The 26341-nt window shown below is 63.4% G+C and carries 29 protein-coding genes and 2 pseudogenes; 13 read left to right on the top strand and 18 right to left on the bottom strand.

The genetic code is table 11. From position 1 onward, the window contains the following. Positions 1-276 precede the first annotated feature (276 nt). Positions 277-486, bottom strand: a pseudogene (locus NKH29_RS25810) (Gfo/Idh/MocA family protein); the annotation flags it as partial. Between NKH29_RS25810 and NKH29_RS25805 the strand changes: the two are divergent. Beyond that, positions 466-663 (top strand): annotated as a pseudogene (locus NKH29_RS25805) (polar amino acid ABC transporter ATP-binding protein); the annotation flags it as partial. The pseudogenes NKH29_RS25810 and NKH29_RS25805 overlap by 21 nt on opposite strands. A gap of 24 nt (positions 664-687) precedes the next feature. Here the strand turns inward: NKH29_RS25805 and NKH29_RS25800 are convergent. Both NKH29_RS25800 and NKH29_RS25795 read right to left on the bottom strand, forming a co-directional pair. Then, positions 688-1119 carry a DUF6841 family protein gene (locus NKH29_RS25800; RefSeq protein ID WP_353000847.1) on the bottom strand — a complete coding sequence of 144 codons (432 nt, stop codon included), beginning with the start codon at positions 1117-1119 and terminating at the stop codon, positions 688-690. A 306-nt stretch (positions 1120-1425) separates the two neighbouring features. Further along, positions 1426-1902 carry a RidA family protein gene (locus NKH29_RS25795; protein ID WP_352494445.1) on the bottom strand — a complete coding sequence of 159 codons (477 nt, stop codon included), beginning with the start codon at positions 1900-1902 and terminating at the stop codon, positions 1426-1428. A gap of 182 nt (positions 1903-2084) precedes the next feature. Between NKH29_RS25795 and NKH29_RS25790 the strand changes: the two genes are divergently transcribed. Then, positions 2085-2783: a TetR/AcrR family transcriptional regulator gene (locus NKH29_RS25790; protein ID WP_352639466.1), complete on the top strand. Its 699-nt coding sequence runs from the start codon at positions 2085-2087 to the stop codon at positions 2781-2783. A gap of 103 nt (positions 2784-2886) precedes the next feature. Here the strand turns inward: NKH29_RS25790 and NKH29_RS25785 are convergent, their stop codons facing one another. The 4 genes from NKH29_RS25785 to NKH29_RS25770 form a co-directional block, all read right to left on the bottom strand. Further along, positions 2887-3945 carry a Gfo/Idh/MocA family protein gene (locus tag NKH29_RS25785; RefSeq protein ID WP_352484006.1) on the bottom strand — a complete coding sequence of 353 codons (1059 nt, stop codon included), beginning with the start codon at positions 3943-3945 and terminating at the stop codon, positions 2887-2889. Between the two features lie 55 nt (positions 3946-4000). After that, positions 4001-4786 (bottom strand): ThuA domain-containing protein, encoded by a 786-nt coding sequence (locus NKH29_RS25780; protein ID WP_023720619.1) that lies wholly within the window; start codon positions 4784-4786, stop codon positions 4001-4003. 196 nt (positions 4787-4982) lie between these two features. Then, entirely contained in the window at positions 4983-6512 is a 1530-nt protein-coding gene (locus NKH29_RS25775) for a DUF2778 domain-containing protein (protein ID WP_353000842.1), read from the bottom strand. Positions 6513-7123: 611 nt separating this feature from the next. After that, positions 7124-7936, bottom strand: a complete 813-nt coding sequence (locus NKH29_RS25770; protein ID WP_352484008.1) for a class I SAM-dependent methyltransferase — start codon at positions 7934-7936, stop codon at positions 7124-7126. Between the two features lie 328 nt (positions 7937-8264). On the opposite strand from NKH29_RS25770, the gene NKH29_RS25765 reads away from it, so the two are divergent. Beyond that, positions 8265-8546 carry a hypothetical protein gene (locus NKH29_RS25765; RefSeq protein WP_353000840.1) on the top strand — a complete coding sequence of 94 codons (282 nt, stop codon included), beginning with the start codon at positions 8265-8267 and terminating at the stop codon, positions 8544-8546. Positions 8547-8744: 198 nt separating this feature from the next. Here NKH29_RS25765 and NKH29_RS25760 read toward each other — a convergent pair whose 3' ends face one another. Continuing rightward, a complete protein-coding gene (locus NKH29_RS25760) occupies positions 8745-9341 on the bottom strand; it encodes a cation efflux transmembrane domain-containing protein (RefSeq protein ID WP_023720625.1) in 597 nt (198 codons plus the stop codon). Between the two features lie 113 nt (positions 9342-9454). On the opposite strand from NKH29_RS25760, the gene NKH29_RS25755 reads away from it, so the two are divergent. The 8 genes from NKH29_RS25755 to NKH29_RS25720 all read left to right on the top strand — a co-directional run bounded on the left by NKH29_RS25755 (position 9455) and on the right by NKH29_RS25720 (position 14856). After that, positions 9455-9862: a hypothetical protein gene (locus NKH29_RS25755; protein ID WP_353000839.1), complete on the top strand. Its 408-nt coding sequence runs from the start codon at positions 9455-9457 to the stop codon at positions 9860-9862. A 130-nt stretch (positions 9863-9992) separates the two neighbouring features. Next, positions 9993-11429 (top strand): multicopper oxidase family protein, encoded by a 1437-nt coding sequence (locus tag NKH29_RS25750; protein WP_353000836.1) that lies wholly within the window; start codon positions 9993-9995, stop codon positions 11427-11429. A 28-nt stretch (positions 11430-11457) separates the two neighbouring features. Further along, on the top strand, positions 11458-11898 hold the full coding sequence (locus NKH29_RS25745) for a DUF411 domain-containing protein (protein ID WP_353000834.1): 441 nt from the start codon (positions 11458-11460) through the stop codon (positions 11896-11898). Between the two features lie 7 nt (positions 11899-11905). Further along, complete coding sequence (locus tag NKH29_RS25740; RefSeq protein ID WP_352856420.1) at positions 11906-12433, top strand: TlpA family protein disulfide reductase; 528 nt, start codon at positions 11906-11908, stop codon at positions 12431-12433. Between the two features lie 13 nt (positions 12434-12446). Continuing rightward, positions 12447-13184, top strand: coding sequence for an SCO family protein (locus NKH29_RS25735; protein ID WP_353000832.1), 738 nt, complete (start codon positions 12447-12449; stop codon positions 13182-13184). A gap of 51 nt (positions 13185-13235) precedes the next feature. Continuing rightward, complete coding sequence (locus NKH29_RS25730; RefSeq protein ID WP_352964363.1) at positions 13236-14015, top strand: DsbA family protein; 780 nt, start codon at positions 13236-13238, stop codon at positions 14013-14015. Continuing rightward, positions 14012-14578 (top strand): hypothetical protein, encoded by a 567-nt coding sequence (locus NKH29_RS25725; protein WP_023720632.1) that lies wholly within the window; start codon positions 14012-14014, stop codon positions 14576-14578. Before NKH29_RS25730 ends, NKH29_RS25725 begins: the two co-directional genes overlap by 4 nt. A 113-nt stretch (positions 14579-14691) precedes the next feature. Further along, positions 14692-14856 carry a hypothetical protein gene (locus NKH29_RS25720; RefSeq protein ID WP_352589569.1) on the top strand — a complete coding sequence of 55 codons (165 nt, stop codon included), beginning with the start codon at positions 14692-14694 and terminating at the stop codon, positions 14854-14856. Positions 14857-14979: 123 nt separating this feature from the next. On the opposite strand, the gene NKH29_RS25715 is transcribed toward NKH29_RS25720, so the two are convergent. The 3 genes from NKH29_RS25715 to NKH29_RS25705 are packed head-to-tail and all read right to left on the bottom strand — an operon-like array spanning position 14980 to position 17974. Next, on the bottom strand, positions 14980-16200 hold the full coding sequence (locus NKH29_RS25715) for an NAD(P)/FAD-dependent oxidoreductase (RefSeq protein WP_353000831.1): 1221 nt from the start codon (positions 16198-16200) through the stop codon (positions 14980-14982). Continuing rightward, entirely contained in the window at positions 16197-16910 is a 714-nt protein-coding gene (locus tag NKH29_RS25710) for a methyltransferase domain-containing protein (protein ID WP_023720635.1), read from the bottom strand. The genes NKH29_RS25715 and NKH29_RS25710 overlap by 4 nt, the downstream gene beginning before the upstream one ends. Continuing rightward, positions 16907-17974: a type III polyketide synthase gene (locus tag NKH29_RS25705; RefSeq protein WP_023720636.1), complete on the bottom strand. Its 1068-nt coding sequence runs from the start codon at positions 17972-17974 to the stop codon at positions 16907-16909. The genes NKH29_RS25710 and NKH29_RS25705 overlap by 4 nt, the downstream gene beginning before the upstream one ends. Before the next feature lie 263 nt (positions 17975-18237). On the opposite strand from NKH29_RS25705, the gene cueR reads away from it, so the two are divergent. Further along, positions 18238-18636, top strand: coding sequence for a Cu(I)-responsive transcriptional regulator (gene cueR / locus NKH29_RS25700; protein WP_031194477.1), 399 nt, complete (start codon positions 18238-18240; stop codon positions 18634-18636). Further along, a complete protein-coding gene (locus NKH29_RS25695) occupies positions 18633-19190 on the top strand; it encodes a cytochrome c (RefSeq protein ID WP_352855734.1) in 558 nt (185 codons plus the stop codon). The genes cueR and NKH29_RS25695 overlap by 4 nt, the downstream gene beginning before the upstream one ends. A 5-nt stretch (positions 19191-19195) precedes the next feature. Here the strand turns inward: NKH29_RS25695 and atzF are convergent, their stop codons facing one another. The 7 genes from atzF to NKH29_RS25660 are packed head-to-tail and all read right to left on the bottom strand — an operon-like array spanning position 19196 to position 26321. Beyond that, positions 19196-21004: an allophanate hydrolase gene (gene atzF, locus NKH29_RS25690; RefSeq protein WP_023720639.1), complete on the bottom strand. Its 1809-nt coding sequence runs from the start codon at positions 21002-21004 to the stop codon at positions 19196-19198. Beyond that, positions 21001-21351, bottom strand: a complete 351-nt coding sequence (locus NKH29_RS25685; RefSeq protein ID WP_023720640.1) for a cupin domain-containing protein — start codon at positions 21349-21351, stop codon at positions 21001-21003. The genes atzF and NKH29_RS25685 overlap by 4 nt, the downstream gene beginning before the upstream one ends. Continuing rightward, the gene (locus NKH29_RS25680) at positions 21344-22012 is read right to left on the bottom strand and encodes a cysteine hydrolase family protein (RefSeq protein ID WP_023720641.1); all 669 of its coding nucleotides are present in this window, start codon (positions 22010-22012) and stop codon (positions 21344-21346) included. The genes NKH29_RS25685 and NKH29_RS25680 overlap by 8 nt, the downstream gene beginning before the upstream one ends. Then, positions 22012-23544, bottom strand: coding sequence for an ABC transporter ATP-binding protein (locus NKH29_RS25675; protein ID WP_023720642.1), 1533 nt, complete (start codon positions 23542-23544; stop codon positions 22012-22014). Before NKH29_RS25675 ends, NKH29_RS25680 begins: the two co-directional genes overlap by 1 nt. 10 nt (positions 23545-23554) lie before the next feature. After that, entirely contained in the window at positions 23555-24256 is a 702-nt protein-coding gene (gene biuH / locus NKH29_RS25670) for a biuret amidohydrolase (protein ID WP_352639441.1), read from the bottom strand. Between the two features lie 14 nt (positions 24257-24270). Further along, positions 24271-25197, bottom strand: coding sequence for an ABC transporter permease (locus tag NKH29_RS25665; RefSeq protein WP_023720644.1), 927 nt, complete (start codon positions 25195-25197; stop codon positions 24271-24273). Continuing rightward, positions 25197-26321 carry an ABC transporter permease gene (locus NKH29_RS25660; RefSeq protein WP_023720645.1) on the bottom strand — a complete coding sequence of 375 codons (1125 nt, stop codon included), beginning with the start codon at positions 26319-26321 and terminating at the stop codon, positions 25197-25199. The genes NKH29_RS25665 and NKH29_RS25660 overlap by 1 nt, the downstream gene beginning before the upstream one ends. Between the last annotated feature and the right edge of the window lie 20 nt (positions 26322-26341).

Genomic DNA, 26341 nt, shown 5'->3' with positions numbered 1-26341 from the left:
CCGCTAAACACGGGGGCTGCGCGGCGGACACGCCGACGTCACAGCTACTGCCACGCCATTTTTGCAGAACTTGACGCACACAACTAGCGAGGTTTCACAAACCACCCGGGTCGCCGAGACGGAGAGGGGGAATTGCGCTGACCATGTCATTGCGTGCGACCTTGTCCCGACATTAAAGACATTTCATTCTTGCGAAGGCCCTCGCTGCCAAAGACCCCTCTCCGGCCGCTTTGCGGCCACATCTCCCCCCGCTTGGCGGGGGCGAGGAAGCCAAACCTATTGCATATCGGCGTGGGTGCTCAATTCGGCCCTCTTCTCATCCGAGACGACGGCGAGGTCGAGGACCTTCTGCAATTCGGCAGCATGCCGGAACGACGGTTCGGCCTGGACGCCGTTGCGGACTGCATCGATGAAGCGCTGGTAGTTGGTGGGCACCGTTCCGGCGTCCAGAACTTGCCATTTAGCGTTCTCGACGTCTTCGCCGAGGAAGGCATGACCATGATGGTGGTGACGCACGGGATGGGCTTTGCCCGCAAGGTCGCCCAGCGCGTCGTGTTCATGGACGCCGGCGCCATCGTCGAGAGCGGCACCCCGGACGAGTTCTTCTCCAACCCGAAGACCGACCGCAGCCGCGCTTTCCTGAGCAAGATCCTGCGGCATTAGGAGGGCATTAGGACAAAGCGGACCTCAGACGATGCCGTGCTTTCTCAACAGCGCCTGCTCGTCGTCTGATATCCAGCCGAAAACCTTCGGCTCCGCGTCCAATTTCTGCACGAGGTAGTGGACGTCAAAATCTATCGCCACCTTCGATTGATCCCTGCGGGCATAGGTTGCCGTCCAGGCGACATGGGCCACGCAATGATGTTCGTCTATCGGCGAGAGCCTGAGGTTGCGTATCCGCATTTCCTTCGTACCTATCGTGCGATAGTGCGCATAGCCTTGCGCCATGACCTGCTTGAGTTGCCCATCGTTCTTTCCAGTCATGACCCCGGCGGGCGAAGCCGCTATGAAGTCCGAAGCATACAGCGATGCGACTTCATCCATGTCCATGTCGCCGCCGAGGGACTGGTTGAAAAAGCGCTCATATCTCTCGAATAGCTTCCTTACGCTGGTTTCCATCATTTCATCTCCAGGTGAGGCTATGTTGGGTGGGAGCAGGAAACGCTCCGCCGATCTCCGACATCCGCAATGGCCTCAGCCATGATGACTTCGTCCCGGGGGTGGAGCAAGGAGCGAAGCGACGCGGCGCAGACCCTGGGATGACGAATGCGTGGTGCGACCCGATTGTGCACGACTTCGATGCCACCCTTGTCGCCGCAGACGCAACAAGCGAAGCCCTGTTGCTCGGCCTTCGTGATGGCGAGCGCGCGGCTAGCGGCGCGCTCGACCCATTCGATTTGGGCGATCGGAGCTATAGCCGCGCCCCTAGTCAAGCACGACCACGGCCTCCACCTCGAAGAGCATCGGGTCGATTGCAAGCTTGGGAACGGGAATTAGAGTCTGCGCCGGCAGCGCCTCGCCGAACATCTCCTTGACGTTCCTGGTCAAGACCCCAAGCTTGGACATATCGTGATCGACCACAAAGACCGTGAGCTTGGCGACCTGATCCGGCCTGGCACCGAGCGCATCGAGGGCGGTGCGCAAATTTGCGTAGGCCTGCGCAACCTGGACAGCGAAGTCGGGCGACAAGGCTCCCGTGCTGTCCTGGCCGCCCTGTCCGGAGATGTAGGCCAGCCGGGCTCCGCGGGGCGTGATCACCGCCGTGCTGTAGCCATTCGGCGATGGGTCATAGAGGTTTTGTGGATTGACGATGGTCAGCTTGAGATCATTCGCTGTGGCAGTGGAAACGCCCATGGTCATCACGATTAACCCTCCGATAAGCAGGCGCTTGGCGCGTGGCATGATTTTTCTTGGCTCTGCCGACTGCGAGCAAGACACCCTCGCGGCCGGCATGATTGATATCGGCGATCGACTCGTACGCCGCACGAGCCAGTCGCATAGTACGTCGTACGAGTCAATCGTTCAGGATCGACATTCGTCGCGTTGCCGGTCAAAATCGACGGCCCGAACAGCGAGGAAGACGGATGGCAGCCAAACGTAGCGGCGCCCGGAGCACGCGATCTCAGCGGACAAGCGGGTCGCTCCAGCCCGTGCAGGAGCCGCGCAGTGAACCGCCTCTCTCGCGGGAACGTATCGTGGCGACCGCGGTAGAACTGCTGGACGCTCAAGGGGTCGACGGATTGACGATGCGTCGGCTGGCCGATCGCCTCGGCTCGGGCGTGATGAGCCTATATTGGCACGTCGACAACAAAGAGGATGTCTTTGATCTGGCGCTCGATTCGGTGCTCGAATATGGCGGACCGCCGCAACTGGTTGAGCCTCGAGACTGGCGCGGAGAAGTCGTCCATATGCTCGAAGACTGGCGCGCCAGCATGCTGCGCCATCCTTGGTCGGCATCGCTGTTGCCGCGCCGGGCGCTCGGCGCGAACATCCTCAGTCGCCTTGAACTGCTGAGCAAGACCTTGTCCAGGGCCGGTGTGGCGGACGCAGATTTGAACGTCGCGATATGGTCGCTGTGGAACTATGTGATGGGCGCCACCATCAGCCGGGCGAACTTCGACCTCTCGTACGACGGCAGAGCCGACACGCAGCAGCGCCTTACAGGGCTCAGCCAACGCTATCCGACGATCGAACGCTCTCGTCTGCTGTTGGATAACGATTGGGATGGTGCTTTCCGGAAAGGCCTCGGCTTCCTGCTCGATGGCCTCTCTCCAAGACAATGAACTCTGCTTTCAGAGTCGTGACTTCCTGCCGTGAATGGCCGAGATGCAAACTCGGTTTTGTTTTGACCCTGACCGCCCCCGCCCCGCCGCGAGGAACCCAGGCCTATTGCGCATCCGCGTGCGTGCTCAATTCAGCCCGCTTCTCATCCGAGACGACGGCGAGGTCGAGGACCTTCTGCAATTCGGCAGCATGCCGGAACGACGGTTCGGCCTGGACGCCGTTGCGCACTGCATCGACGAAGCGCTGGTAGTTGGTCTGCACCGTTCCGGCGTCCAGAACCTGCCATTTGGCGTTCTCGACATCTTCGCCGATGCAGGCTTTCAGCTCTGAGCCGGTCAGATTGTGCACGACTTCGATGCCGCCCTTGTCGCCGTAGATGCGCAGGCGGAGTTCGTTCAAATGGCCGGTTGCCCAGCGGCTGGCATGGACGACGCCGAAAGCGCCATTGCTGAAATCCAGCGACATGGTGAAACTGTCATTGGCGTCGAGCCCGTACTCGCCGATCCGGTTGCCGGGCGCCTTGTCGAAGGATCTCAGCCGGCAGAACACATGGTCGATGTCGAGCGCCGCGCCATAGCTGGCGAAATCGAGGATATGGATGCCGACGTCGCCCAGCACGCCATTGGAGCCGTGGCCGCGCGACAGCCGCCACAACCATTTCGGATCGGTGCGCCAGTCGCCCCAGAACTTGGACACCAGCCAGCTCTGCAGATAGGACGCCTCGACATGCCTGACCGTGCCGATCTCGCCGGCCAGCACCATGGCGCGCGCTCTCTGCAGCGGCGCGACGTTGCGATAGGTCAGGTTGACCATGTTGATGATGCCGGCCCGCTCGGCGGCATTGGCCATCTCACTGGCCTTCTCGAAATTTTCGGCCAGCGGTTTCTCGCACAGCACCGGCTTGCCTGCCGCGATCAGCATCATGGTGGTCGGATGGTGGATGCGATCCGGCGTCACGTTCGCCACCGCGTCGAACTTGCCCCATGCCAGCGCCTCGTCCAACGACGCGAACCGGTTGGGGATACCGTAGATGTCCGAAAACTTGTCGACACGCGTACGGTCGAGATCGACGGCGCCGATCAGTTCGACGCCCTCGATCTTGCCGAACTGCCTGGCGTGCTCCTCCGCCATCCAACCGGTGCCGAGTATCAAGAGGCGCATGATTCTTATCCTTAGGACAGGGCTTTATCTTCTTGTTCGACCATGGATTTGTGGTCTAGCGAAAGCCGGCTTCGCCGGCGGAATGAAGTTTTCCGCCGCGCTCGACGATCGGCTCGAGCGCCTTTTCCGCCGGCACGTTCGGCGCATCGAGGATGGCCGGATTGGAGCCGAGCGGGTTGTGCGCCCATTTCACCGCATTGCGCAGCACCTTGTGGACGTTGGCATCGTGATAGGTCGGATAGGTCTCGTGGCCGGGCCTGAAATAGAAGATGTTGCCGGCGCCGCGGCGATAGGTCAGCCCCGACCGGAACACTTCGCCGCCCTGGAACCACGAGATGAACACGGTCTCGAGCGGCTCCGGCACGGCGAACTGCTCGCCATACATCTCCTCGTTCTCGAGCTCGAAATACTCGCCGATCCCGGCTGCGATCGGGTGGTTGGGGCTGGTCACCCAAAGCCGCTCGCGCTCGCCCGCCTCGCGCCATTTCAGCGTACAGGGCGTGCCCATCAGCTTCTTGAAAATCTTCGAGAAATGGCCGGAATGGAGAACGATCAGCCCCATGCCCTCCCAGACACGGCGCGCCACGCGCTCGACCACTTCGTCGGCGACGGCGCCATGGTCCTTGTGCCCCCACCACAGCAAGACATCGGTCTCGGCCAGACGGTCGGCCGGCAGCCCATGCTCCGGCTGCTCCAGGGTTGCCCACGACACCGAAATCTCGGGGTCGAGCTTCAGCGCATTGGCAATCGTCGCGTGCATGCCCTCGGGATAGATGCCGGCGACCACCTCATTGGTTCGCTCATGGATATTCTCGCCCCAAACGACAGCGCGTATTGTCATGATGTCCTCTTGATTGTTTGAAGCTGGAGCCGCCCGACCGGTCAGTCATAATATCCCCGGCCGGGAATGAAAACCGTTTCGCGGCCGGCTGCTGACAATCTGTTGGAAATCGGGCGGGAAAGTCCACGCGGCAAAACCAGCGATGCCGGCGCTGTTCCCGCCGACATCTCACATGTTTGCGCTGCCTGCGAATAACCTAAGCGCCGCGGCCCTCTTGGGCGACGCGTGTCAGCGGCTTCGACAGCCGCGGCACCACGACAAGGCGCTTGATCTTGCCTTTCTTGTAGGCGGCGAGGAAGCGGGCATAGTCCTTGAAGACGACGCAGCCATTGGATTCGGCGCGGCCGCCGCGCAGCATGTAGGTGTGGGCGAGCAGGCCGTCGCGGCCATATTTGTTGCTGCCGCTGGCAGGGGTGAGACGCAGTGCCTCGACGCCGTGGAAGCGCGATTCCCGCAGCGTCAGATTGTAGGTGTCGGGCGGCGTCGGACCGACATTCTTCTTGTGAACGTAGCGCGGCTGGTCGACCATCGAACCGTATCCCGAATGTGCCTCCAGCCGCGAGCCGTCGGGCATATAGACGGTCTTGGCCGAGATGTCGTAGACGGCCACGCCGCTGCCCATGCCAGGCGTGGTGAACAGGTTCCTGAAGGCCCCGCCGAGTCCGCCGGAAGGCATGTCGGGCTTGGCATAGGCCAGCATGTCGCCGCCCTGCGTCTTCGACCGTTTGCCCGGCTTGCCCGACACCGCCGGCACTGCCGCTTGTGACGAATTGCGAGGCGACAGGCTGCCGGGTTGCGTCTCGACCGGCGGGGCATCGGCCGTCTGGACCTTGCTCGCCCTGGATGCCTGGGTCTTCGATGCCTGGGCCTTGGATGCCTGGGGCGGCTCCGTTTTTGCTGCCTGATCCTTTGGCGTCCGGTCTTTCGGCGCCCGGTCTTTCGAGGCTTGAGTCTGGGGCGCCGGCTGATCGATGACCGCCCGCGGACGCAGCGTCGGCAGCGGAATGCTGTCGGGCATGTCGTCCTGCGGCGGCAGCGAGGCCAACTGGACCTCAGGTTCTTGCGGCTCTTGTGAAGCCGCGGGCTCGCTTGCCATGACGGCTGCCGGGAGCACGTCGATCATCTGCTCCGGCAACGTATTCGCCAGCGCCAGCGCCAGGCGCGACGAGCGTTCGATCTCCGCCACCGCCGGCCCGAAGCGCACCGATGGCGGGCCGTTCGGGTCGGGTATGCGTACCGGCTCGGCGAACCGGGCTTCGGCCGGCAGGCTGGCGAGCATGACGGGTGAGCCGGAGGAGGCACGGGCAAAGGCAGCGGCAAGCTTTTGCGGCGACAGCGCGGCTTTGGCCACCACGTCGTCGAAGCTGGATTGCCGCGATGCATCGGCGACAAGCGGCACGGTATTGCGCTTGAGACGCGCCGATTTTCCCTGGTGAACGAAGTTCGACGCCGACCGCAGGCAGTTGGCATCGCATCCGTGCTGCAGCAACTGGGCCGACAGCGCTGCGTTTGCCGCGGCCCATGTCGGGGCCTGCGCCTTTGCAAGGCTGCGGCGAGGATCGGCGAGCGCGATGGTGCGCGGCGCGAGCAGGCTTTGCGGGAGACCGTTGGAAGCGGCGGTGAGCGAGGTTCCCATCGAATAAAGGCCGGCCAAGGTCGCCACCGACCATAAAGCAATGGCTGCGCCGACGGCCGGAACCGCGACCCAGCGCAGGCCGGGCCTCATCGAAGTCAATCCAGTTGCAGGACTGTCACCCCGGGTTTTCGCACTTACAAACGCCATTCAACCACTCTCAATCGGCCGTTGCCGGCTAGCGGATTTCGCAGCCGTGACATTCACAGTTCGCCTGGTGCCCCCAGCACACTTCGCGTCTGTTGCCGATTGATTCAAAAGATGGACAAAGTTGGTTAACCAATCCCTCTACCGACCGCCGATTGGGCGACGGTCACACCGAAAAACGCCCTCCAAAACCTGCATAGTTGGCAAAACTGCCCTCCAATGATGAGTTTGCTGCCCGTTTTTGTCGGCCGAGTCAAGAAAGCGAAATGACTAGACCTTGCTGGGCGGAGTCGGCGACGGCTGCCAAAGTGAAGCCAGGCCGACCGGAATCGCGCCGCCGGCAGCCGCCGCCATCAAGCCCCGGCGGTCGGTCGAACTGGCGATTATCGACCTGCCACTTGTCGACCTGCCACTTGGGCGAATGAACGATTAACGTCTGGGAATTCAGGATAGCGGCAAGACGTTTACTGCTCAGCGCTGGAACGGAATATCCAGCACCTCAAGCAAATTCCAGGAAAAGTGTGAAACGGTTTTCCGCCCGGAAAACGATGAACCGTTCAGACCACAGCCATGATTATGTGAGCCTGGATTTTGGCAGCAACCTCGCCGCTGCCATGCCTGTCTGCAATCGCGGCTGCGGCGTAGTCGGTTGCAGCATCCAGTTTTCCCGCCTCCCTGGCCTCGATTTCGTTGCGAAGGAGAGTGCCCTGGCAATAAGCAACGGCCGGAAGGCGCGGCGAGGAGGCACGGCTTTGTTCGGCCCTCGTCTCGATCACCACACCGGAAAAACCTGCGTCCTCCAGTTCGCGACGGATCAGTGCCGTATCGTGGTAGCCATGCGGCGTGCGGGCCAGAAAGCGCGGCGGATCGTTCGGAAAAATCCTTGCGAGAGCATTCGTCACATCGTCGGCAAATACATTCTCCTCGATGCGATCCCATACGCTGAATAGGAAATGTCCGCCAGGCTTCAGAACTCGCCGGGCTTCGCGGTAGGCAGATGAGCGGTTGGGAAAGAACATCGCACCGAACTGACAACAAACGAGATCGAAGGTCGCATTTTCAAACGGCAGCGCCAGAGCATCGGCCTGACGCCATTCGATGCGATCATCGGGAGCTTGCCGCGAAGCGGCGTAGTCGAGCATCGGCTGGTTGAGGTCGGTTACGACATAGCTTGCACTGGGGGCCAGTTTTGGCGCCAATGCGCGGGTGACAACCCCGGTGCCCGCGGCGGTTTCCAGAACGGCCTTGGGCGACAAGGACGCGGCCCGTCGTGCAAGATCTGCGGCGAACGGCTCGAAAATCAACGGCACCATATAGCGGTCGTAGTTTTCCGGAATCGAGCCAGCGAACACCTTGTCCGTTTCCAACATTGCTATCCCCCGCCGTCCGTTTGATGGCTCGCCAGCATAGCATGGAATTGTTTGTTATTCGGTCGCATTCGACCGGGAGGCGGTTCGCTCATGGACCCTCCGAAACGGCGTTCTGCAGTTATCTGCAAATGGGCTAACATAGAGTGGCCATGCACATTGGTGCGTCGCCAACATAATGGGAGGACGCGATGAAAACCATAAATCGCAGGTCTGCAATTGCGCTCGGCGTGACGGCGGCCGCGGTAACGCCTTTGTTCACGCTGGCGGCAGCTGCAAAGGTCAAGAAATACGGCCCGAAGGAAGGCAAGGAAATAGCCCCGGCGTCAGGGTGGTCGAGGTCGGCACCGGCAATTCCGATATCCCCGCCTACAAGAGCATCTCAATTGTCGATGTGGTCTTTCAGCCGGGAGCAGCCGCTCCCGCAATGGTAATGGACAACGACATGGTATGCACCATTGCCGCCGGTGAATTCACGATCAAGAAAGCCGACAAGGAATTCAAGCTCAAGGAAGGTGACATGTATACCTGCTCCAAGGGTAAGACCGACGCGGCAGCCAACACCAGCAAGGTGGTCGGCATCCACCGCATCGCCGTCTTGATACCTGCCTAGCGCATGCCAACGAAAACCGGCCCGCGTCCTCGTCCGGGACGCAGGCCTTTTTGATGATGTTCGTGGCGGTTTCCTCTCTCGGTCCGCTTTGCAAGTGTGCTTTATATTAGAGATTACGCAAGTTTCTGGATGACTGCCGGCCGGTATGCGGCCTGCATTGGCGGATTGGCAATCCGGCAGCGCGCTGGGCGTTTGGCTTCACGAAACGGCTCGGTGCTCTTCCCGGGCAGCCTCCCAGACCTCGCGCGCCGCGTCTGCATTCAGTGCCGCAATTCCCAGCCCGACGATCAGATCCGGCCATGCCGAGCGCCATAGGAAGGCGGTCACCAGTCCGGCCAGTATGATCGCGATGTTGGCGACGGCGTCGTTGCGGGCCGAGAGGAATGCCGCCCTGGTAAGACTGCCGCTGTGGTGGCGGTAGCGCGCCAGCATGTAGGCGCATGACAGGTTGACCGCCAAGGCGCCCAACCCCGCCAGCGTCAGGGCCGTCGGCTGCGGCGGCACCGGCATGTTGAACTTTTCCCACGCGGTCCACAGCGTCGCCAGGCCCGGCACCAGCAGGATAAGCGCCAGCGCCATGCCGACCCGCGAGCGGGCACGCAGCGACCATCCCATGGCGAGCAGTATCAGGAGGTTGACCGAGGCATCTTCCAGGAAATCGACGCTGTCGGCGAACAGCGACACCGAGCCGATCGCCAGCGCCACCGCGAATTCAATGCCGAAATAACCGAGGTTCAGCAGCGCGACGACAAGCACCACCCGGCGAAGGCCGTCCGACGTAATGGCTTGCTGCATGGTCTGTCCCGATGTGATGGTGTTGATGTTATTGCTGGCCGCCCCGGCTCTCGATGGTCTCGATCTCGCAGGGGCTTGCAAAAACCGCTATTTGAGGCCAGCCTAGGCCGAACATGGCACGTCTGTCACCAAAACACCTCCTGACTATGCTGCTCGCGGTCCTCGTGACCGCCGGGTTCAGCCTGTCCGCCGCTCAGGCTGCCGTCATGTCGGCCAGGATGGCGATCGACAGCCGCATGACCATTGCCGCAGATGCCGGCACCACCGACGCCGACATGGCCAAGATGGCCGATGCCAAGGGCGGCGACTGCAGCGCTTGCCTCAAGAGCTCGGCCGACAACGACAAACCGATGCAATGTGCGGCGACCTGCGTCGCACCGGTTCTGGCGGTGCTGCCGGAAGCTCTCCCCGTGACGGGACTGCTGCGGGCCGAGCTGCCGCCGGCGCTTCCCGCCGCGTTCCTGCACGGGCGAAGTCTGTTGCCCGAGCCATTCCCTCCAAGACCCAGCGCTCTCGTCTGACGCCGTTTCTGCCGTTCCGCGGCTGATTGGCGGCGTTTGATCGTCCGGTTGCGCGTACTGCGCGGCGGACGCGGCAGCAATCCAATCGACGTCGCGATGTTCGCCGTCGGTTACCGCAGGGGTCACAAGGGTGAATTCCGTTTCAAGTCCGTTCATAACGCGCCGCAAATTCCTGCTTGCGGCGGCAAGCATTGCCGCCTCCGCGCCGATCCGCCCCGCACTGGCGCTGGCTATCGGCGAACACCGGATCAGGGTGGCGCCGGGCCAGGCACGGCTCACCGGCCCCGATGGTCCGCGCACTCCGGTATGGGCCTATGATGGCACGGTCCCCGGCCCGATACTGCGCTTGCGCCAGGGGCAGCCCGCTCGCATCATAGTCGAGAACGGACTGGACGAGGACACCACGGTTCACTGGCATGGCATCCGGCTGCCGAACGCCATGGATGGCGTGCCGGGATTGACCCAACCGCCGATCAGGCCGGGCGAAAATTTCGTGTACGAGTTCACCCCGCCCGATGCCGGCACCTTCTGGTACCATCCGCATGCCGACAGCCTCGTGCAGCTCGGCCGCGGGCTGGCCGGCGCACTCATCGTCGAGGAAGCCGAACCGGTCGCCGTCGACCGCGAGCTTCTATGGCTGCTGCAGGACTGGCGGCTCACCAAGGATGGGCAAATCGCTGCCGGCTTCGGCAACATGATGGATGCGGCGATGTCGGGCCGCGTCGGCAATGTCGTCACCGTCAACGGTGCACCGCCGGCCGACCTGACCGTGAAGGCCGGCGAGCGCGTCAGGTTGCGGCTGGCCAATGCGTCACTCGCTCGCATCATGGCTTTGCGTTTCGAAGACCACCGTCCGGTCATCGTCGCCATCGACGGCCAGCCCTGCGACCCGCATGAGCCGGAGGGCGGACGCTTGGTGCTTGCGCCCGCCATGCGCATCGATGTCGTGCTCGACATGCAGGGCGACCCGGGCAAGCGCTACGCGGTGATCGATGAGTTCTACGACGGCCTTGCCTACTCACTGACCGCGCTCGCCTATGACGCCGGAGCACCGCTGCGCGATCATCCTCTCGATGCGCCGCTTCGCTTGCCGGCCAATCCGTTGCCGGCCCCCGACCTGGCCAAGGCCGAACGGCATGAAATCGTCCTGCAGGGCGGCATGATGGGCGGAGGCAAGCTGGCCGGCGTCGGCGGCATGATGGGCATGGCGATGCCCGGCATGAACGGCGCCGCCGCCTGGGCAATCAACGGCATGTCGATGACCGGCGATGGCCATGCGGGCATGGCGCCGCAGTTCACGCTGGAACGCGGCGCCACCTGCCGTCTCACCATGCGCAACGAAACCGCCTGGTGGCACCCCATGCACGTTCACGGCTTCAGCCTGTCGGTGCTTTCGCGCAACGGCTCGCCGGTACCGCACCGGCAATGGCAGGACACGGTGCTGCTCGCCCCCAAGGACATGATCGAATGCGCCTTCGTTGCCGACAATCCCGGTGACTGGATGCTGCACTGCCATGTCGCCGATCACCAGATGGCCGGCCTGATGACAGTGTTCCGCGTGACCTGAAAGTTTTATCCAACCAAGGAGAACTGCAATGAAACTGACCTACCGCCTAGCCGCACTGTCCCTGTTGATCGCAACGCCGCTGCCTGCCTTCGCCGCAACGATCACCGCGGTCATGTACAAGAACCCGCAATGCAGCTGCTGCGAATCCTACGCCAACTATCTCGAGCACAACGGCTTCAAGGTCGACATCAAGCCGGTCAACAATCTCTCTCAGATCAGCAGCGATGCCGGCGTGCCGGCCGACCTCGAAGGCTGCCACACGCTGATGGTCGACGGCTATGTCGTCGATGGCCTGGTGCCGGTCGAGATCGTCAAGAAGCTTTTGACCGAACGCCCGGCCATCACCGGCATAACGCTGGCCGGCATGCCGACGGGCGCTCCAGGCATGGGTGGTGAGAAGCAAGGCCCCTTCGTCGTCTACGCCTTCACCAAGGACGGCAAGGCACCCACCGTCTACGCGACCGAGTGAGGCTATTGTGAGCAAACTGGCCATGGTCCTGATTGGCATGCTGCTGGCATTTTCGCTGCCGGTAGCAGCCGCCGAGCCGCCGCAGAACTTTGTCGTTCACGAGGCGCCCGCCCCCGTACCGGAAATCAGCTTCGAGGATGGCAATGGCAAGCCGAAAACGCTTGCGGATTTCCACGGCAAGGTCGTGCTGCTCAACATCTGGGCGACATGGTGCGCGCCCTGCCGCAAGGAGATGCCGACGCTCGATCGTCTGCAAGCCAAACTGGGCGGTCCGGATTTCGAGGTCGTCGCGCTGTCCATGGACCGTGCCGGTCCTGAGATTGTGAAGAAGTTCTTTGCCGAGATCGGCATCAAGCACCTCGCCCTCAACATCGATGCCTCGGGCAAGGCCATGTTCGCCATCGGCTCCGTCGGCCTTCCGGCAACCCTGCTGATCAATCGCGACGGCAAGGAGATCGGCCGGCTGATTGGGCCGGCCGAATGGGACGCGCCCGACATGGTCGACTTCATCGGCAGCCGCATCGCTGCCGAGTGAGAAAGGAACAGATATGTCCGGGTTGAAGGCTCGCTGCCTTGCGTCGGCTTTGAACGAGTGGAGGTGTTTGCTGCTGGGCGCCATTGCCATTGCGGCGCTGACCGTGGGCTTTTCGTATCGGGCGCAAGCCCACTCGCTCGACGAAATCGACACCATGCTTGAGGGCGACGAGAAATATTTCCAAACGATCGACAAGCCGGCGCCTGAATTCACGCTGCGCACCGCCAATGGGCGTGTCGTGCGAACGGCAGATCTGCGCGGCAAGGTGGTCGTCCTCCACTTCATCTACACATCGTGCCCGGATGTATGCCCCCTGCATGCCGAGAAGATCGCCGAGGTCCAGAAAATGGTGAACGGCACGCCGATGAGAGGCCAGGTCAGCTTTGTGACCATCACCACCGACCCTGCCAGGGACACGCCGGACGTGCTGCGCAGCTACGGGCAGACGCACGGGCTCGACCCCGTCAATTGGCTGTTCCTGACCACGACGGCGGATCAGCCGGAAGATGCGACCCGCAGACTGGCGGAGGCCTTCGGCCACAAGTTCACACTGACGGACGATGGTTATCAGATGCACGGCACCGTCACCCATGTGATCGACAAGGAGGGCCGCTGGCGGGCGAATTTCCATGGCCCGAATTTCGCTGCGGTCAATCTCGTCACCTTCGTCAATGCGCTCACCAACAATGTCGAGCGCCCGCACCATGAGCCGGAAACGGGATGGTGGGCGAAGATCAAGGGCATGTTCTGAGGCACCATTCACATGCCGGCGGTCCGGCGAAACAGAGGGAAGGAGAACCCTGTGATCCACAAGTCCAATTCATGGCGCGGAGCCATCGGCAAAATGGCCCGTGCCTTCGTCCTGGCCGGTGCGACGGCCTGGCTCGCGCTCGGTCTCCACGGTCAGACGATCGCCGCGGGCGAGATGTCCCAGGACCAGTTCGACCAGCGCATCCACGATTATATCCTCGCGCATCCCGAGGTCGTCATGGAGGCGCTGCAGAGCCTCGATGCCCGCCAGCGCGAGGCCGCGGCAAAAGAGGCGAAGGCTGCCCTGGCGGCCAAGGCCGACGATATCTTCCGGGACCCGGCGAGCCCGGTCGGCGGCAACGCCGAAGGCGACGTCATCATGGTCGAGTTCTTTGACTACAACTGCCCCTATTGCCGCCAGGTTGCGCCGATCCTGGCGCAAGCCGTGGCCGACGATCCGCAGCTCAAAATCGTCTACAAGGAATTCCCGATCCTCAGCACGGATTCCGTATTTGCTTCCAAGGCGGCTCTCGCCGCAATGCGCCAGGGCAAGTACATGGCATTCCACAAGGCCTTGTATGCGGTGAAGACGCGGGTGACCGAAGCGGTCGTGCTGAAGGTTGCTGCCGACGTCGGTCTCGATGTGGCTAAGCTGAAGACCGACATGCAGCGGCCCGATATCCAGGCGTCGATCGACCGGAATACGCAACTGGCACAGGCGCTGAAGATCAGTGGAACGCCAAGCTTCGTCGTTGGCGAGCAGATTTTCCCCGGCGCGACCGACCTCGCAACGATGAAGAAACTGATCGAGCAAGCGAGGAACAGCAAATGAGCCGGATATGCCATCCAACCCGACGGACGGTTGTTCTGGGCAGCGCCTTTGGCGTCGCTGCGGTCGTCGGCTTGCTCAAGGGGCCGGATTTGACGATCGCCGCGGAGGATTCCGATCTGGTGCGCCGCTTCAAATATCTCAGCCAGAACGGCAACAGCACGTGTTCGGCCAAGTTCACGGAGTCGATTGCGACCATGCCGGCGATGTCGCGGATCACGGGCTCGTGCTGCAGCCCAATGGAGACAAAGCGCTATGCCGAGCAGGTGAACGGTTTGGCCAGGTACCGCGAGATCGCGATGATCCCGAACGATCCGTACGATATTCCGGCCGGCATCGCACAGAAGATGATGCCCTACTACGATGTGAAACTCTCCGGCGACGAGCAGCAGGCCTATGACTATGCGATGGCCAATTCCAACGAGAAAGGCCCTTGCTGCTGCCAATGCTGGCGCTGGAAAGTGTATGGCGGATTGGCGAAGTTCCTGATCCGCGAGCAAGGTTTCACCGGCAAGCAGGTCGTCGACGTCTGGGATCTCTCGGACGGCTGCGGCGGAGGTATGTGAGACGGAAAGGACAGGACACTTCCGGTTGGCGGGACAAGGCGACAGGCGGCCGATCGGTTTCCTGGTCGTCTTGACCGAAGTCCCCGGCGAGCTAATTGCCTTCGCAGTCGCCGATGCTTACCGACGAAGGCGGGCCTTCACTGACCGTAAAGGTGATTGCAATGATGAATGGTCCAATGGATACGTGGATGATGGGCGGCATGGCACTCGTCTGGGTCCTGGTGTTCGTCGCCCTCTTGCTCGCGATTGCAGCCTTGGTCAAATACCTGCGAACCTGAAGCCGCGGACGCAGTCAGGTATACGACTATGCGATGACAAATTCCGGGGAGAAGGAGCCAGCTGCTGCCAACTGTGGCGGTGGCATGTAAGGCGACCAGGGCAGCACGACGCCGCGTCACTCGTCAGGCAAAGCCGGGAACCCGCTTGGTCTTGCCGCTCAGTTGCGCGCCCAGTGTCAGTGTCTGCGGGAAATTCCGGACGATCGCCGCCATCAAGGTGGCGCTGCCGGGGCGAAGGGCAATTCCGGCAAGGGCCGCGGCAGCGTAGACCCGTGTCGAAAACAGTCTTTTCCAGGCCGCCTCATAGCGCTTGGCGGCAGCCTCGCGCCCTGCTCGGCCACCTGGCGCGCATGCGAGTTCGCAAGCCAGCAGCCAGCCGGACTGCAGCGCCATCGAGATACCCTCGGCGATAACAGGATGAGACTCTCCGGCTGCATTGCCGACGCGGAAGATGTCCCCTTCGTAGCACGAGCGAATTCCCGGCCGGATCGGACCCGCGGCAAGCCACGGACCGTCGAGGAGAGCCGGCTCCAGAGCGTCCCTCACGCCCCGGCATGAGTCCATGAGGTGGCGGGAGACCGCATCGGCGGCCGGCACATGGCTCCGGTGTTTCGGGTCATGTTGTTTACGCAACCGCGCCAGCATATCGCGCCGAATGCAGCACGAGATCGACAACCGGCCATGATCGGCCGAGACCATGCCGCCATAGCCGCCGGGGAAGGCCAGCAGCGGCATCAAATCCGGCGCCAGCGACGACCCGGTGAAATGCGCCTTGAAGCCGAGCAGGTCCGACGGCCGGTTGGCCTTTGCGAGCTGGCTGGGCAATGGGCCGGGTTCCCACGAGCCGTGTGCGGCGACAATCACCGGGGCGCGCAACATCGCCGTTTCGTCCCCGGCTTGAATTCGTACCCTTTGCATCTCGCCGTCCCGGTCGATGGCGACGGCGCGGCAGGGCTGGAAGATTTCGACACCCGCCGATCGCGCCGTCTGCAAAAGCAGAGAGTCGAGAATGTCCCGGCCGAGTGCCCGGCCGAAGCCGTCTTTTGCAGGAGGCCCAGCTCCTGCACGTGGCATTGCCGCCTCGACGCAGGTTTCGCCGGAAAACAAACCGACGCGGCGGATTTCGGGGCCGGCATCGGTACGCCAGGCATCGCCGATCTCCAGCTGGTCGAGAAGCGCAAGATTGCTTGCCGAGATGTATTCGCCGCAGACCTTGCGGCGCGGAAATGCGGTCTTTTCCACAATTGCCACGGCCCATCCGCGCCGGGCCAGCGTGAGCGCGACGGACGTCCCCGCCGGGCCGGCACCGATGACGATCGCGTCATGAGTCGACAATCGCGTCATGAGTCGCTGCCGGCACTGGCGCCGACGAAGATGTGGGAGAAGAGGCCGGCGCGCCGCTCCTCGACCGGTTTGCCGTTGGCCGCAAGCCAGAGACCGGAAAGCTCGCTGCCGCGAAAGCCGGCACGCACGCTTTGCGCCGCATCGTTTCGTGTGACGTCATTGGCGCCGATTGCCGGGAGAAGACGGGTCGCGGCCAGCGCCAGTTTCGCCCGCAACGGCTCAGTCGCCAGCAGCAACGGGGCTTTCGGCCTGATCAGCGAAAACAGACGCACGAGCTGCGCATCGTCGAGATGATGCAGGAACAGATTGACCGTGACGGCGTCGAACCGTGCGCCCTCGATCTTTCCTGCCCAGTCGAAGACATCGGCGGTGATCCCTTCAGCCTTCCATCCCAGCCTGTCAAAATCGCCGCGCAATTGCGCGGTGACGAGGCTGACGCGGTCGAGCATCATCAGTTCGACCCCAGGCCAATGCCTGGCCATGCGCCGCGCCACCGCCAGCATGAAGGAGCCATCGCCGGCGCCGATCTCCAGAATGCGGCGTGGCGGCTTTGGCACAAACCTCCTGAGCAACGACGTCATGATCGGCACCTGAAACATCAGCATATTGATGCGCCGAAGGTCGCGGCGCGCGGTCAGCGCTCGCGGATCGTCGGCCGCAAGGCCGTCAAGGATTTCCGGCGCAAGCTGCCGATGCTCCAGGCCGCTCATGACACCGTTCGAAAGAGCATGGTTTCGGCCGTCAGCCCGGGTCCGAACGACATGCCGCAGCCGAGCAGGCCGGCAGGCGCCTTCAGCATCTCTTTCATCACGAACATGACGGTCGCCGACGACATGTTCCCGTATTGGCGCAACACCGCGCGCGATGGTTCCAGCGCGGTGGGCTCCAGTTCCAGAGCCCTTTCGACGGCATCGAGCACCGAACGCCCACCCGGGTGCACGGCCCAAAGGTCGATCGCCTCGGTCGGCCGGCCACCGAGGATGGCGGCCTGGTTGCTCCGCAACGCTTCATGAATCGCTGCCGGCACTTGGCCGGAAAGAACCATTTCGAATCCGTGGTCGCGAATATTCCAGCGCATCAGATCCCGCCGCTCCCTCGCCACCAGACAGTGAAAGCTATCGAGCTCGATGCCGAGCGGCTCGGAAGTGATGAGCGCAGCCGCACAGCCGTCTCCCCAGAGGCAGAACGACAGCAGTTTTTCCAGTTCGGTGGTTTGACGCAGGTGCATCGTGCAGAGCTCGATATTGACCAGCAGGACCTTGGCCTGCGGGTCGGAGCGGACGATGTGACGCGCCAGCTTGAGGCCGTTGATCGCCGCGTAGCAACCCATGAAACCGATCATCGTGCGTTCGACCCCGTTCGGCAGCCCGCAACGCGCAACCAGCTCGAGATCGATGCCCGGCGCCGAAAAACCGGTGCAGGTAGTGACGATAAGATGGGTGATGCGGGAAGCGTCGCCGCCAAGTTGCAATCCGTCGATGCCCTTTTGCGCCAGAACAGGTGCGGCATCGTCGAACATCGCCATTCTCATGGCCGTTCCGGGAAACGCGCCCCGAATGAAGGTCCCGGCCAGGTCGGCGGATGGTCCTTCGGGATCGGACGCCGGCGCAAAGCAGGAATAGCGGTGCTCGATGCCGGCAAGATCGGCCATGCGTTCGAAGATCCTCCGGCGATCGGCCGCGAGCATCGAGGCCGCGAAACGCAGGTAGAATTGATGAACCTCGTGCTCCGGCACCGCTGTCGCGATCCGGTTGATATAGGCCTTGACGGGCATGTTCTATCTCCTCGGCGTCTGCACGGCGTAACGTGCCGCCGGAGGGTCCTTGCTGATCGGTACCTGGTGCCGGGCGCCGAGTTTGAGCGCTGTTCGATAAACGTTTCCGAAAACTGATTTCTTCCCGAAGGTTCAGTATGCGCTGTTGGCAGGCAAACGGTTGGAGCCGGCGGGCGGTTGCGTCGGGCATCCAAAATCGCCACATCATGTTGACCTTCCATCTACTGGAAGGTCTATTTCCTCCGATAAAGGAGATTTCCGATATGAACATCGGCGTCGCATCCGAAAAATCCGGCCTACCGGCCAAGACGATCCGCTACTACGAGGACATCGGGCTCTTGCACCCGGCCCGGACAGACAATGGCTATCGCGATTACTCGACGGCCGATATTCACCGGCTGCGCTTCCTGCAGCGCTCGCGAAGCCTGGGGTTTTCGGTCGACGAATGCCGCCAGTTGCTCTCGCTGTACCAAGACAGGGAACGTGACAGCGCTGACGTGAAGGCGATCGCGAAAGCCAAGTTGGTGGAGATCGACAGGAAGATCGCCGAACTGGTCGGATTGCGCGGCTTGCTTCACCATCTGGTCAGTCACTGCCACGGCGACGAGCGGCCGGAGTGCCCGATCATCGACGAGTTGGCGGGACAAGGCGTGGCCCAGTGAGGCTCGCAGCCGCTCTAACAGTGCTGTCGCTTGCCTGCGTCTCTGTCGTGCTCGCTGCCGCCCATTCGAGCCGTGATGCGGTCATCGAGGCTCGCCAGGCCTCGATGAAGGAAATGGCTGCGGCGGCAAAGGCGATCGCCGGGATGTTCGACGGCAAGCGGGCGTATGACGCCGCGGCTTTCAAAGCGGCGGCCGAGGCCATCCGCGCCCGCACCGGCCCTTCCCTCATTGCCGAATTCCCCAGCGCGACATTGGGTGCGCCTTCAGGCGCCAAGCTGGATATCGACCCTGCCCGCGCGGAGTTCGAAGGGCTGGCTCGCCACATCGGGACGCTGGCCAGCGCCCTGGCCTCCGACGCCGAGCGGGTGCCGCCGCGCATTACCGACGACATGAGAATGGGTTCCGGCCCGGCGATGGGCGGTGGCAGCCTGCTTGGCAAGCGACCGGGGACGGCGGAAGCCGATCCCGCCAAATTGCCGGCGGAGCACCTCCTGCATCTCATCTTGCAGGATTGCTCGAGCTGCCACTCGAAGTTCCGGCAAAAGGTCGAGTGATGGCGTCAGCTCCGCAGCTGCTGATCCGCCATGAAATTGCGCCAGCCGCCGAAATGCGAAATCTCTTCTGCATCGGTAAGGCCGGCACTTTCAACGAGGAAGCCTTTCGGCGAAGTTCCGTCGTCGAGCAGAAGCGTCCCGATGCCGAGCGGCGGCGGGATCGCCGCGACGAAGCGACCGAAGGCTTGCGGCGACAGCCGCCAGACTTCGACCTCGATGGCTGTGCCCTTGCCATTGCAGGTGCGCTCGAGCCCCGGTCTCGACACCGACTGGCCGGCGAGTGCGTAAAGCCGGTAGAGCGGCGCCGTTCTCGCAGCCCGGGCGAAAATCGCGCCGAGCTGCTGCAACTGGCCGTTCAGCGCCATCCCCGATAGATGCGCGCCGACCACGGCCAGCTCGATCGTGCCTTCATCCACGTCCACGCGGATATCGCCACGCGGCGGCAGCGGCCAGCCGGTAGCGCCCAGCGCAAGGCCGCTTGCCGCATGGACATCGCGCGCAAGCGACGCCGTCAGATGGTCCTTGCCCGCCGCGGCAAGCAAGGTGACGCTCATCGGCAAACCGTCGCTGCGGGTTCCGGTCGGCACGGCGATGCCGCACATGTCGAGCAGATTGACGAAGTTGGTGTAGGTGCCGAGCCGGCTGTTGGTGACGATAGGGTCAGCCAACACCGCTTCGACTGTGTAATGCGTCGGCGCGGTCGGCACACAGAAAAGATCGACCGAGGCGATAACCGGCGCAAGCTTGGCCTTGTAGGCCTGCAAGGCATAGAGCCCGTTGAAGGCGTCCGCTGCGGAAAGTTTTCGCGCACCGCCGATGATCTGCCGCGTCACCGGATGCATGGCCGCCTCGTTGGCATCCATGAAGTCCCTGATCGCGGTGTAACGCTCGGCCACCCAGGCGCCCTCGTAAAGCAGATTGGCGGTGGCGTAGAAATCGCCGAACGGGATTTCGACCAGCCTGCAGCCCAGCGTCTCCAGCGAGGCAAGAGCGGCCTCGAAGCCCGCCTGCATCGCCTGGTCGCCGAAGAACGTCCGATCGGCCTTGGCCGGCACGCCAACCGTCAGCACCGGTGGGCGCGCGGCAAGCGGTTGGATGCCGAGGTCACGTGAATAGGGATCGGCGTCGTCCTTCGCCGCCGCGACCTCGAACACGCTGTAGGCGTCGTCGACGTTGAGTGCGAAGACGGAGACGCAGTCGAGCGTGCGGCAGGCCGGCACGACGCCGGCGGCCGACAGCGCGCCGACGCTCGGCTTCAGCCCGACGATGTTGTTGAGGCCGGCGGGTATGCGGCCCGAACCGGCGGTGTCGGTGCCGAGCGCGAACGAGACGATGCCACGCGCCGTCGCCACGGCCGAGCCGCATGAGGAGCCGCCCGGCACCAGTGTCGGGTCGATCGCATTCCTCGGGATTGGATAGGGCGTGCGCACGCCGACCAGGCCGGTAGCGAACTGGTCGAGATTGGTCTTGCCGACGACCAGCGCGCCGGCGGCCTTGAGCCGCGCGACGACGGTGGCGTCGTTCGCCGGCAAGTAGGCATATTCCGCGCAGGCCGCCGTGGTCGGCATGCCGGCAACATCGATGTTGTCCTTGACCGCGAACGGAACGCCCCACAGTGGCTTTGCCAACGGATCGAACGGGCCGAGCTTTTCCGCCTCGGCAAGCATCTCCGCCCTGCTCGCCAGATGGATGAAGATGCCCGGGTCATCGGCCGCCGCGAGCCGCGCATGGACCGTATCGATCATATCGCCAATACTGAGGCCGGCCTGATAGGCGGCGTGCAGGCTCGCTATGTCGAAGCGGATGTCGCTCATTCGGCCTCGCCCTGAATGACGACCGGCAGGTTCCACTGGATGAGTACGACGCAGCCGTCTTTTGTCCACACCGAATGCTCGGTTCCAACCGGGTTCAGGATCACACTGCCCGCTGCATAATCGCCGTTCTCGTCGCTCTGCGAGCCTTCCAGCACGATGATCGTTTCCAGCCCGGCGTGGCGGTGACGCGGCACGCCGGCGCCCGCCCGGTAGTTGAGAATCGCGACCGACGGTTCCGTCGATCCCCCCTTGAGCAGCCAATGCACCGTGATGCCTTCGCGAAAAGGCTCGAATGGCAGATCACGCCAGCCCCCTTGGATGAGGGCCTGGTATGCAATGTTAGGCATTGGAAATTCCCTCGAGCACCTGGTCCGTTGTCGCCGTCCAGCCGACGATCGCGCCCTGCGCCCTGATCATGGCAAGGGCTGCCGTCTTGAACTCCGGAAAATAGCTCTCCGTCGCATCCTCCGCCAGCAGGCATTCATAGCCGCGGTCGTTGGCCTCGCGCATCGTCGTCTGCACGCAGACCTCCGTCGTCACCCCGGCAAAGACCAGTTGCTGTGCGCCGAGCCGCTTGAGGTCATCGCCGAAGCTGGTGGCATAGAACGCGCCCTTGCCGGGTTTTTCGATGACGATCTCGCCAGGCAATGGTGCAAGTTCATCGAGGATCGCCGTTCCCGGTTCGCCGACGATCAGCACGCGACCCATGGGACCGATATCGCCGATGCGGATCGACGGATTGCCGCGATTGCGCTTGGCCGGCGGCAGATCCGAAAAATCTGCCTTGTGGCACTCCATCGTGTGGATCACCGGCAGGCCAGCGGCGCGAAACCCTTCGAGCAGCCTTTTCACCGTCGGCACGATCGCCGTGATCCGGCTGACGTCGTTGCCGAGGCTGGCGCCGAAGCCGCCGGGCTCGGCGAAATCGCGCTGCATGTCGATGACGACCAGCGCCATCGCCTCAGGCTTGAAGGCAAACGGGAACGGCAGCGCCTCGATCTCCGCCATCAATGATGTCCCGCCATGTGCTCGCCGATCGTCTGCACGCTCGCCTGCGCGATCGGCGTCTCGTAGACCAGCGCGCCATCCGACATGACGAAGATGCGGTCCGAGAGCTCAAGCAGCTCGTCGAGGTCCTCCGACATCAAAAGCACTGCAGCACCGGCATTGCGCGCCTTCATGATGCGGGCGCGTATTTCGGCGACGGCGGAGAAGTCGAGGCCGAAGCAGGGGTTCGACACGATGAGCAAATCGACCTCGCCGGTCAGTTCCCGCGCCAGCACCGCGCGCTGCACATTGCCGCCCGACAATGATGAAATCGGCGAAGCGAGCGAGGCCGTCTTGACCTTGAACTGTTCGACAAGACGGGCCGCGTAGTCCCTGATCGCGCTCATCCTGATCCAGTTGACCGGCTTGCCGGCCTCGTTGAGGTCGAAGGTCCGGAAGGCCATGTTTTCGGCCACCGTCATCCGCGGTGCGCAGGCATTGCGCAATGGCTCCTCCGGAATGAAGCGGACATTGAGCGTGCGCGCCTCGCTGCGGCTGGCACCATAGGGCGAGCCTTTCACCAGAACGTCGCCCGCATTGCGTGCCCGCTGTCCGGCAAGGACTTCGAGAAACTCCTTCTGGCCGTTGCCGGAGATGCCGGCGATGCCGACGATCTCGCCGGACTTCACGTCGAGCTCGCCGATGTCGATGCTTTTCAAGCCGGTGCGGTCAGGCGCCTTCAGCGACTTTACCGTCAGCACCTGCCTGGCGCCGGCCGGCACCGGAGCGCGACTGTCGAGTGCTGCAATCGGTTGGTCGCCGATCATCATCGCCGCCATCTGCTTGTGCGAAAGTTCGGAGACCTTTCCGGTTCCGGTCAGCCTGCCCTTGCGCAACACGGTGATGTCGTCGGCAAAGGCCGTCACCTCGTGGAATTTGTGCGAGATCATCAGCACGGTGAGGTCGCCTGTCCTGGTCATGTCGCGCACCAGGCCAAGCACTTCCTGTGCCTCGCCAGGGGTGAGCACCGAAGTCGGCTCGTCGAGCACCAGGAAACTGCGGCCGAGATAGAGCTGCTTGACGATTTCGAGCTTCTGCTTCTCGCCGGCCGCAAGTTCCGCCACCTTGACGTCGAGCGGCAGCTTGAACGGCATCCGCTGCATGAATTGCGCAAGTGCGGCGCGCTCCTTGCGCCAGTCGATGACGCCCGGCACTTTCTCGCGGGAAATGACCAGGTTTTCCGCACCGGTCAGCGACGGGACGAGGGTAAAATGCTGATAGACCATGCCTAGCCCGAGCGCCGAGGCATCCTTCGGGCTGGCTATCGCGACCTCGCGGGCATCGACCAGCATGTCGCCGGCGGTCGGGCGGTAAAAACCCATCATGCATTTGACCAGCGTCGACTTGCCGGCACCGTTTTCGCCGAGCAGCGCATGGAATGATCCCGCTGGCACCTTGATCGAGACATCGTCCAGCGCGGTGAAGGCGCCGAAGCGCATGGTCATGCCGATAGTCTCGACGCCGACGGCTTTCTTGACGATGGTTCCGCTCAAGATCGCCCCCTCACGGCAGCTGCGCGACGAAGGACGCCGAGCTCGACACCGCGCCGAACACGCCGCCCTGCATCTTGATCATCTTGATCGCGGCGAGATGGTTGCCGTAGTCGGTCGCGCCGCAGCAGTCCTCAAGCATCACGCATTCGAAGCCGCGATCATTGGCCTCGCGCATGGTCGTGTGGACGCAGACATCGGTGGTGATGCCGGTCAGCACGATGTTTTCGATGCCGCGCTGGTGCAGGATCAGCTCCAGATCGGTGGCGCAGAACGAGCCCTTGCCCGGCTTGTCGATGATCGGTTCGCCCGCCGCCGGATAGAGGTCGGGGATGATATCCCAGCCTGGTTCGCCGCGCACCAGGATGCGCCCGCAAGGTCCGGGGTCGCCAATGCCGGCATTGATGCGGCGTGAGCGCCAGCGCTTGTTGGCCGGCAGGTCGGCGAGATCGGGCCGGTGGCCCTCGCGCGTGTGGATGATGGTGTAGCCCTTGGCCCGCATGGCTGCAAGCACCGACTTGATCGGCTCGATCGGCGCCCGCACCAGCGAAAGATCGTAGCCCATATGATCGACATAGCCGCCCGGCCCGCAGAAATCGGTCTGCATATCGATGATGATCAGAGCCGTATTGTCCGACCGCAGCTCGCCATTGTAGGGCCATGGATAAGGGTCGGCGTCGATGTAGCGCTGGGTGATCTCGGCTCTGGCGTTCATCGGGAAAACTCCAGTCATTTGGTGATCGACAACTCGCCCGGCGCGCCGGCAAGCGAGCGGCTCGGCGACGAGGTGGCGATCATGATGATGAGCGTGAGGATGTAAGGTGCGGCGTAGAAGAGATAGTAGCCCTGCGTTACCCCGACCGATTGCAACGCCGGGCCTAGCGCCCCGGCGCCGCCGAACAACAGTGCCGCGGCAAAGCAGCCGAGCGGGTTCCAGCGTGCGAAGATGACCAGCGCCACCGCCATCAGCCCCTGCCCCGACGAGATGCGTTCGGTCCAGCTGCCGGGGTAATAGAGCGACAGATAGGCGCCGCCGATGCCGGCGAGCGCGCCGCCGACGCCTGTCGCAAGCAGGCGCACGGTGTTGGGATTGAGGCCCATGGCGCGCGCCGCATCGGAGCTGTCGCCGACGACGCGTACGATCAGGCCGGCGCGGGTGTTACGGAAGGCCCACCACAGGAACAGCGCAAGTGCGGCCCCGATCAGGAACAGCACGTTGACGTTGAGCGCCGCCTGCACCTGCGGAATATTCGACCAGCCACCGAAGGCGATGGCCGGCAGGTCTGGCGCCGAGGGCTGGATGAACGGCTTGCCGAAGAAGAAGGCGAGACCCGAGCCGAACAGCATCAGCGCGATGCCGATGGCGATGTCGTTAACCCCGCGGAATTTGCAGATCCAGCCATGGAACAGCCCGAAGCAAAGACCGGCACCGGCGGCAGCCAGCACGCCGAGCCATGGCGAGCCGGTCACCACTGCTACCGCATAGGCGGTCATTGCGCCGAAGACCAGCGTGCCTTCGAGGCCGAGATTGATGCGGCCGGAGCGCTCGGTGATGGCTTCGCCGAGCGACACGAAGATGAACGGCGTCGAGACGCGGATGGCGCCGCCGAGAATGGCGAGCGGCACGCCCCACAGGCCGATCTCGGTCGCGTCCATCAGGAGCCCCTCTTCCACAGATCGGGATTGAAAACCTTGAAGCGGCCGTAAAAGGTTTCGCTGAACAGGATGACCACGAAGAGCATGCCTTGCAGCACCAGCACGGTGGCGTCGGGCAGGTCCATGCGGCGCTGGATCAGCCCGCCGGAAGCGCCGATGCCGCCGAGCAGGAAAGCGACCGGGATGATGGCGAGCGGATTGTGGCGGGCGAGGAAGGCGACGAGGATGCCGGTATAGCCGTAGCCGGCGGCGAGCGAGGCGTTGGCGCTGCCTTGCACGGCGCCGACTTCCAGCATGCCGGCCAGTCCGGCAAAGCCGCCGGCGAGCCCGGTAAAGCCGACGATCAGCGGGCCGACGGCAAGCCCTTGCACCTGGGCCGCCCTGACATTGCCGCCGGCAATGCGGGCGGCAAACCCCCAGCGCGTCTTTTCGATCAACAGCCAGGACAGGACGCAGGCGACGATGCCGACGACAAGGCCCCAGTGCACGTCCATGCCTGGAATGTTGCCGATGCGGTAGGCATCCGCCAGCGGCTCGGTCGAGGGTTTGTTGAGCGAGGCCGGATCGCGCAGCGGCCCTTCGACCAGATGGTTCATCAGCGCGATGGCGATATAGGCCATCAGCAGGCTGGATATGGTTTCGTTGACGGCGCGGTAGTGGCGGAGTGCGCCGACGGCACCTATCCAGATGCCGCCGGCGACCACGCCCGCCACGCCCATCAACAGGATGACCACGAAAGCCGGCGCGCCATTCGCCGCGACGCCGATGGCGGCGGCGGCAACGCCGCCCAGCACAATCGCGCCTTCGCCGCCGATGACGACGAGGCCGAGCCGAGCCGGCAGCGCCACGCAGAGCGCTGCCAGCAAAAGCGGTGCGGCCCGCGACAGCGAGTTCTGGATCGAGAACCAGGAGCCGAAGCCGCCGCGCCACATCGTCACGTAGAGTTGCACCGGTGATTTGCCGACCAGCGCGATGAACAGGCTGAACAGCGCCATGCCGACGATCAGCGCCGCGAGCGGTATGACGAAGGCTTCCGCCCGCCGTGCCACCCATTCGAGTGCCGCCGGATAATTCCTGGCGCCAAACAGCGCTGGTGCGCTCGCGGTACTGACCGTGTCTGCCATGGCCCCGTCTCCGATCCGGT

This window comes from Mesorhizobium sp. M1295, from assembly GCF_040318135.1.
Classification (GTDB): domain Bacteria; phylum Pseudomonadota; class Alphaproteobacteria; order Rhizobiales; family Rhizobiaceae; genus Mesorhizobium.
This window is presented reverse-complemented; position numbering and strand designations above follow the sequence as displayed.

Coding starts and splice junctions, on each gene's coding strand:
- cueR (WP_031194477.1), top strand. CDS start 18,238: ATGAACATCGGCGTCGCATCCGAAAAATCCGGCCTACCGGCCAAGACG.
- NKH29_RS25745 (WP_353000834.1), top strand. CDS start 11,458: ATGAAACTGACCTACCGCCTAGCCGCACTGTCCCTGTTGATCGCAACG.
- NKH29_RS25770 (WP_352484008.1), bottom strand. CDS start 7,936: ATGTTGGAAACGGACAAGGTGTTCGCTGGCTCGATTCCGGAAAACTAC.
- NKH29_RS25775 (WP_353000842.1), bottom strand. CDS start 6,512: ATGAGGCCCGGCCTGCGCTGGGTCGCGGTTCCGGCCGTCGGCGCAGCC.
- NKH29_RS25680 (WP_023720641.1), bottom strand. CDS start 22,012: ATGGCGGAGATCGAGGCGCTGCCGTTCCCGTTTGCCTTCAAGCCTGAG.
- biuH (WP_352639441.1), bottom strand. CDS start 24,256: ATGAACGCCAGAGCCGAGATCACCCAGCGCTACATCGACGCCGACCCT.
- NKH29_RS25715 (WP_353000831.1), bottom strand. CDS start 16,200: ATGACGCGATTGTCGACTCATGACGCGATCGTCATCGGTGCCGGCCCG.
- NKH29_RS25780 (WP_023720619.1), bottom strand. CDS start 4,786: ATGACAATACGCGCTGTCGTTTGGGGCGAGAATATCCATGAGCGAACC.
- NKH29_RS25790 (WP_352639466.1), top strand. CDS start 2,085: ATGGCAGCCAAACGTAGCGGCGCCCGGAGCACGCGATCTCAGCGGACA.
- NKH29_RS25665 (WP_023720644.1), bottom strand. CDS start 25,197: ATGGACGCGACCGAGATCGGCCTGTGGGGCGTGCCGCTCGCCATTCTC.
- NKH29_RS25720 (WP_352589569.1), top strand. CDS start 14,692: ATGCTTACCGACGAAGGCGGGCCTTCACTGACCGTAAAGGTGATTGCA.
- NKH29_RS25760 (WP_023720625.1), bottom strand. CDS start 9,341: ATGCAGCAAGCCATTACGTCGGACGGCCTTCGCCGGGTGGTGCTTGTC.
- NKH29_RS25660 (WP_023720645.1), bottom strand. CDS start 26,321: ATGGCAGACACGGTCAGTACCGCGAGCGCACCAGCGCTGTTTGGCGCC.
- NKH29_RS25685 (WP_023720640.1), bottom strand. CDS start 21,351: ATGCCTAACATTGCATACCAGGCCCTCATCCAAGGGGGCTGGCGTGAT.
- NKH29_RS25795 (WP_352494445.1), bottom strand. CDS start 1,902: ATGCCACGCGCCAAGCGCCTGCTTATCGGAGGGTTAATCGTGATGACC.
- NKH29_RS25725 (WP_023720632.1), top strand. CDS start 14,012: ATGAGCCGGATATGCCATCCAACCCGACGGACGGTTGTTCTGGGCAGC.
- atzF (WP_023720639.1), bottom strand. CDS start 21,004: ATGAGCGACATCCGCTTCGACATAGCGAGCCTGCACGCCGCCTATCAG.
- NKH29_RS25800 (WP_353000847.1), bottom strand. CDS start 1,119: ATGGAAACCAGCGTAAGGAAGCTATTCGAGAGATATGAGCGCTTTTTC.
- NKH29_RS25710 (WP_023720635.1), bottom strand. CDS start 16,910: ATGAGCGGCCTGGAGCATCGGCAGCTTGCGCCGGAAATCCTTGACGGC.
- NKH29_RS25735 (WP_353000832.1), top strand. CDS start 12,447: ATGTCCGGGTTGAAGGCTCGCTGCCTTGCGTCGGCTTTGAACGAGTGG.
- NKH29_RS25785 (WP_352484006.1), bottom strand. CDS start 3,945: ATGCGCCTCTTGATACTCGGCACCGGTTGGATGGCGGAGGAGCACGCC.
- NKH29_RS25755 (WP_353000839.1), top strand. CDS start 9,455: ATGGCACGTCTGTCACCAAAACACCTCCTGACTATGCTGCTCGCGGTC.
- NKH29_RS25705 (WP_023720636.1), bottom strand. CDS start 17,974: ATGCCCGTCAAGGCCTATATCAACCGGATCGCGACAGCGGTGCCGGAG.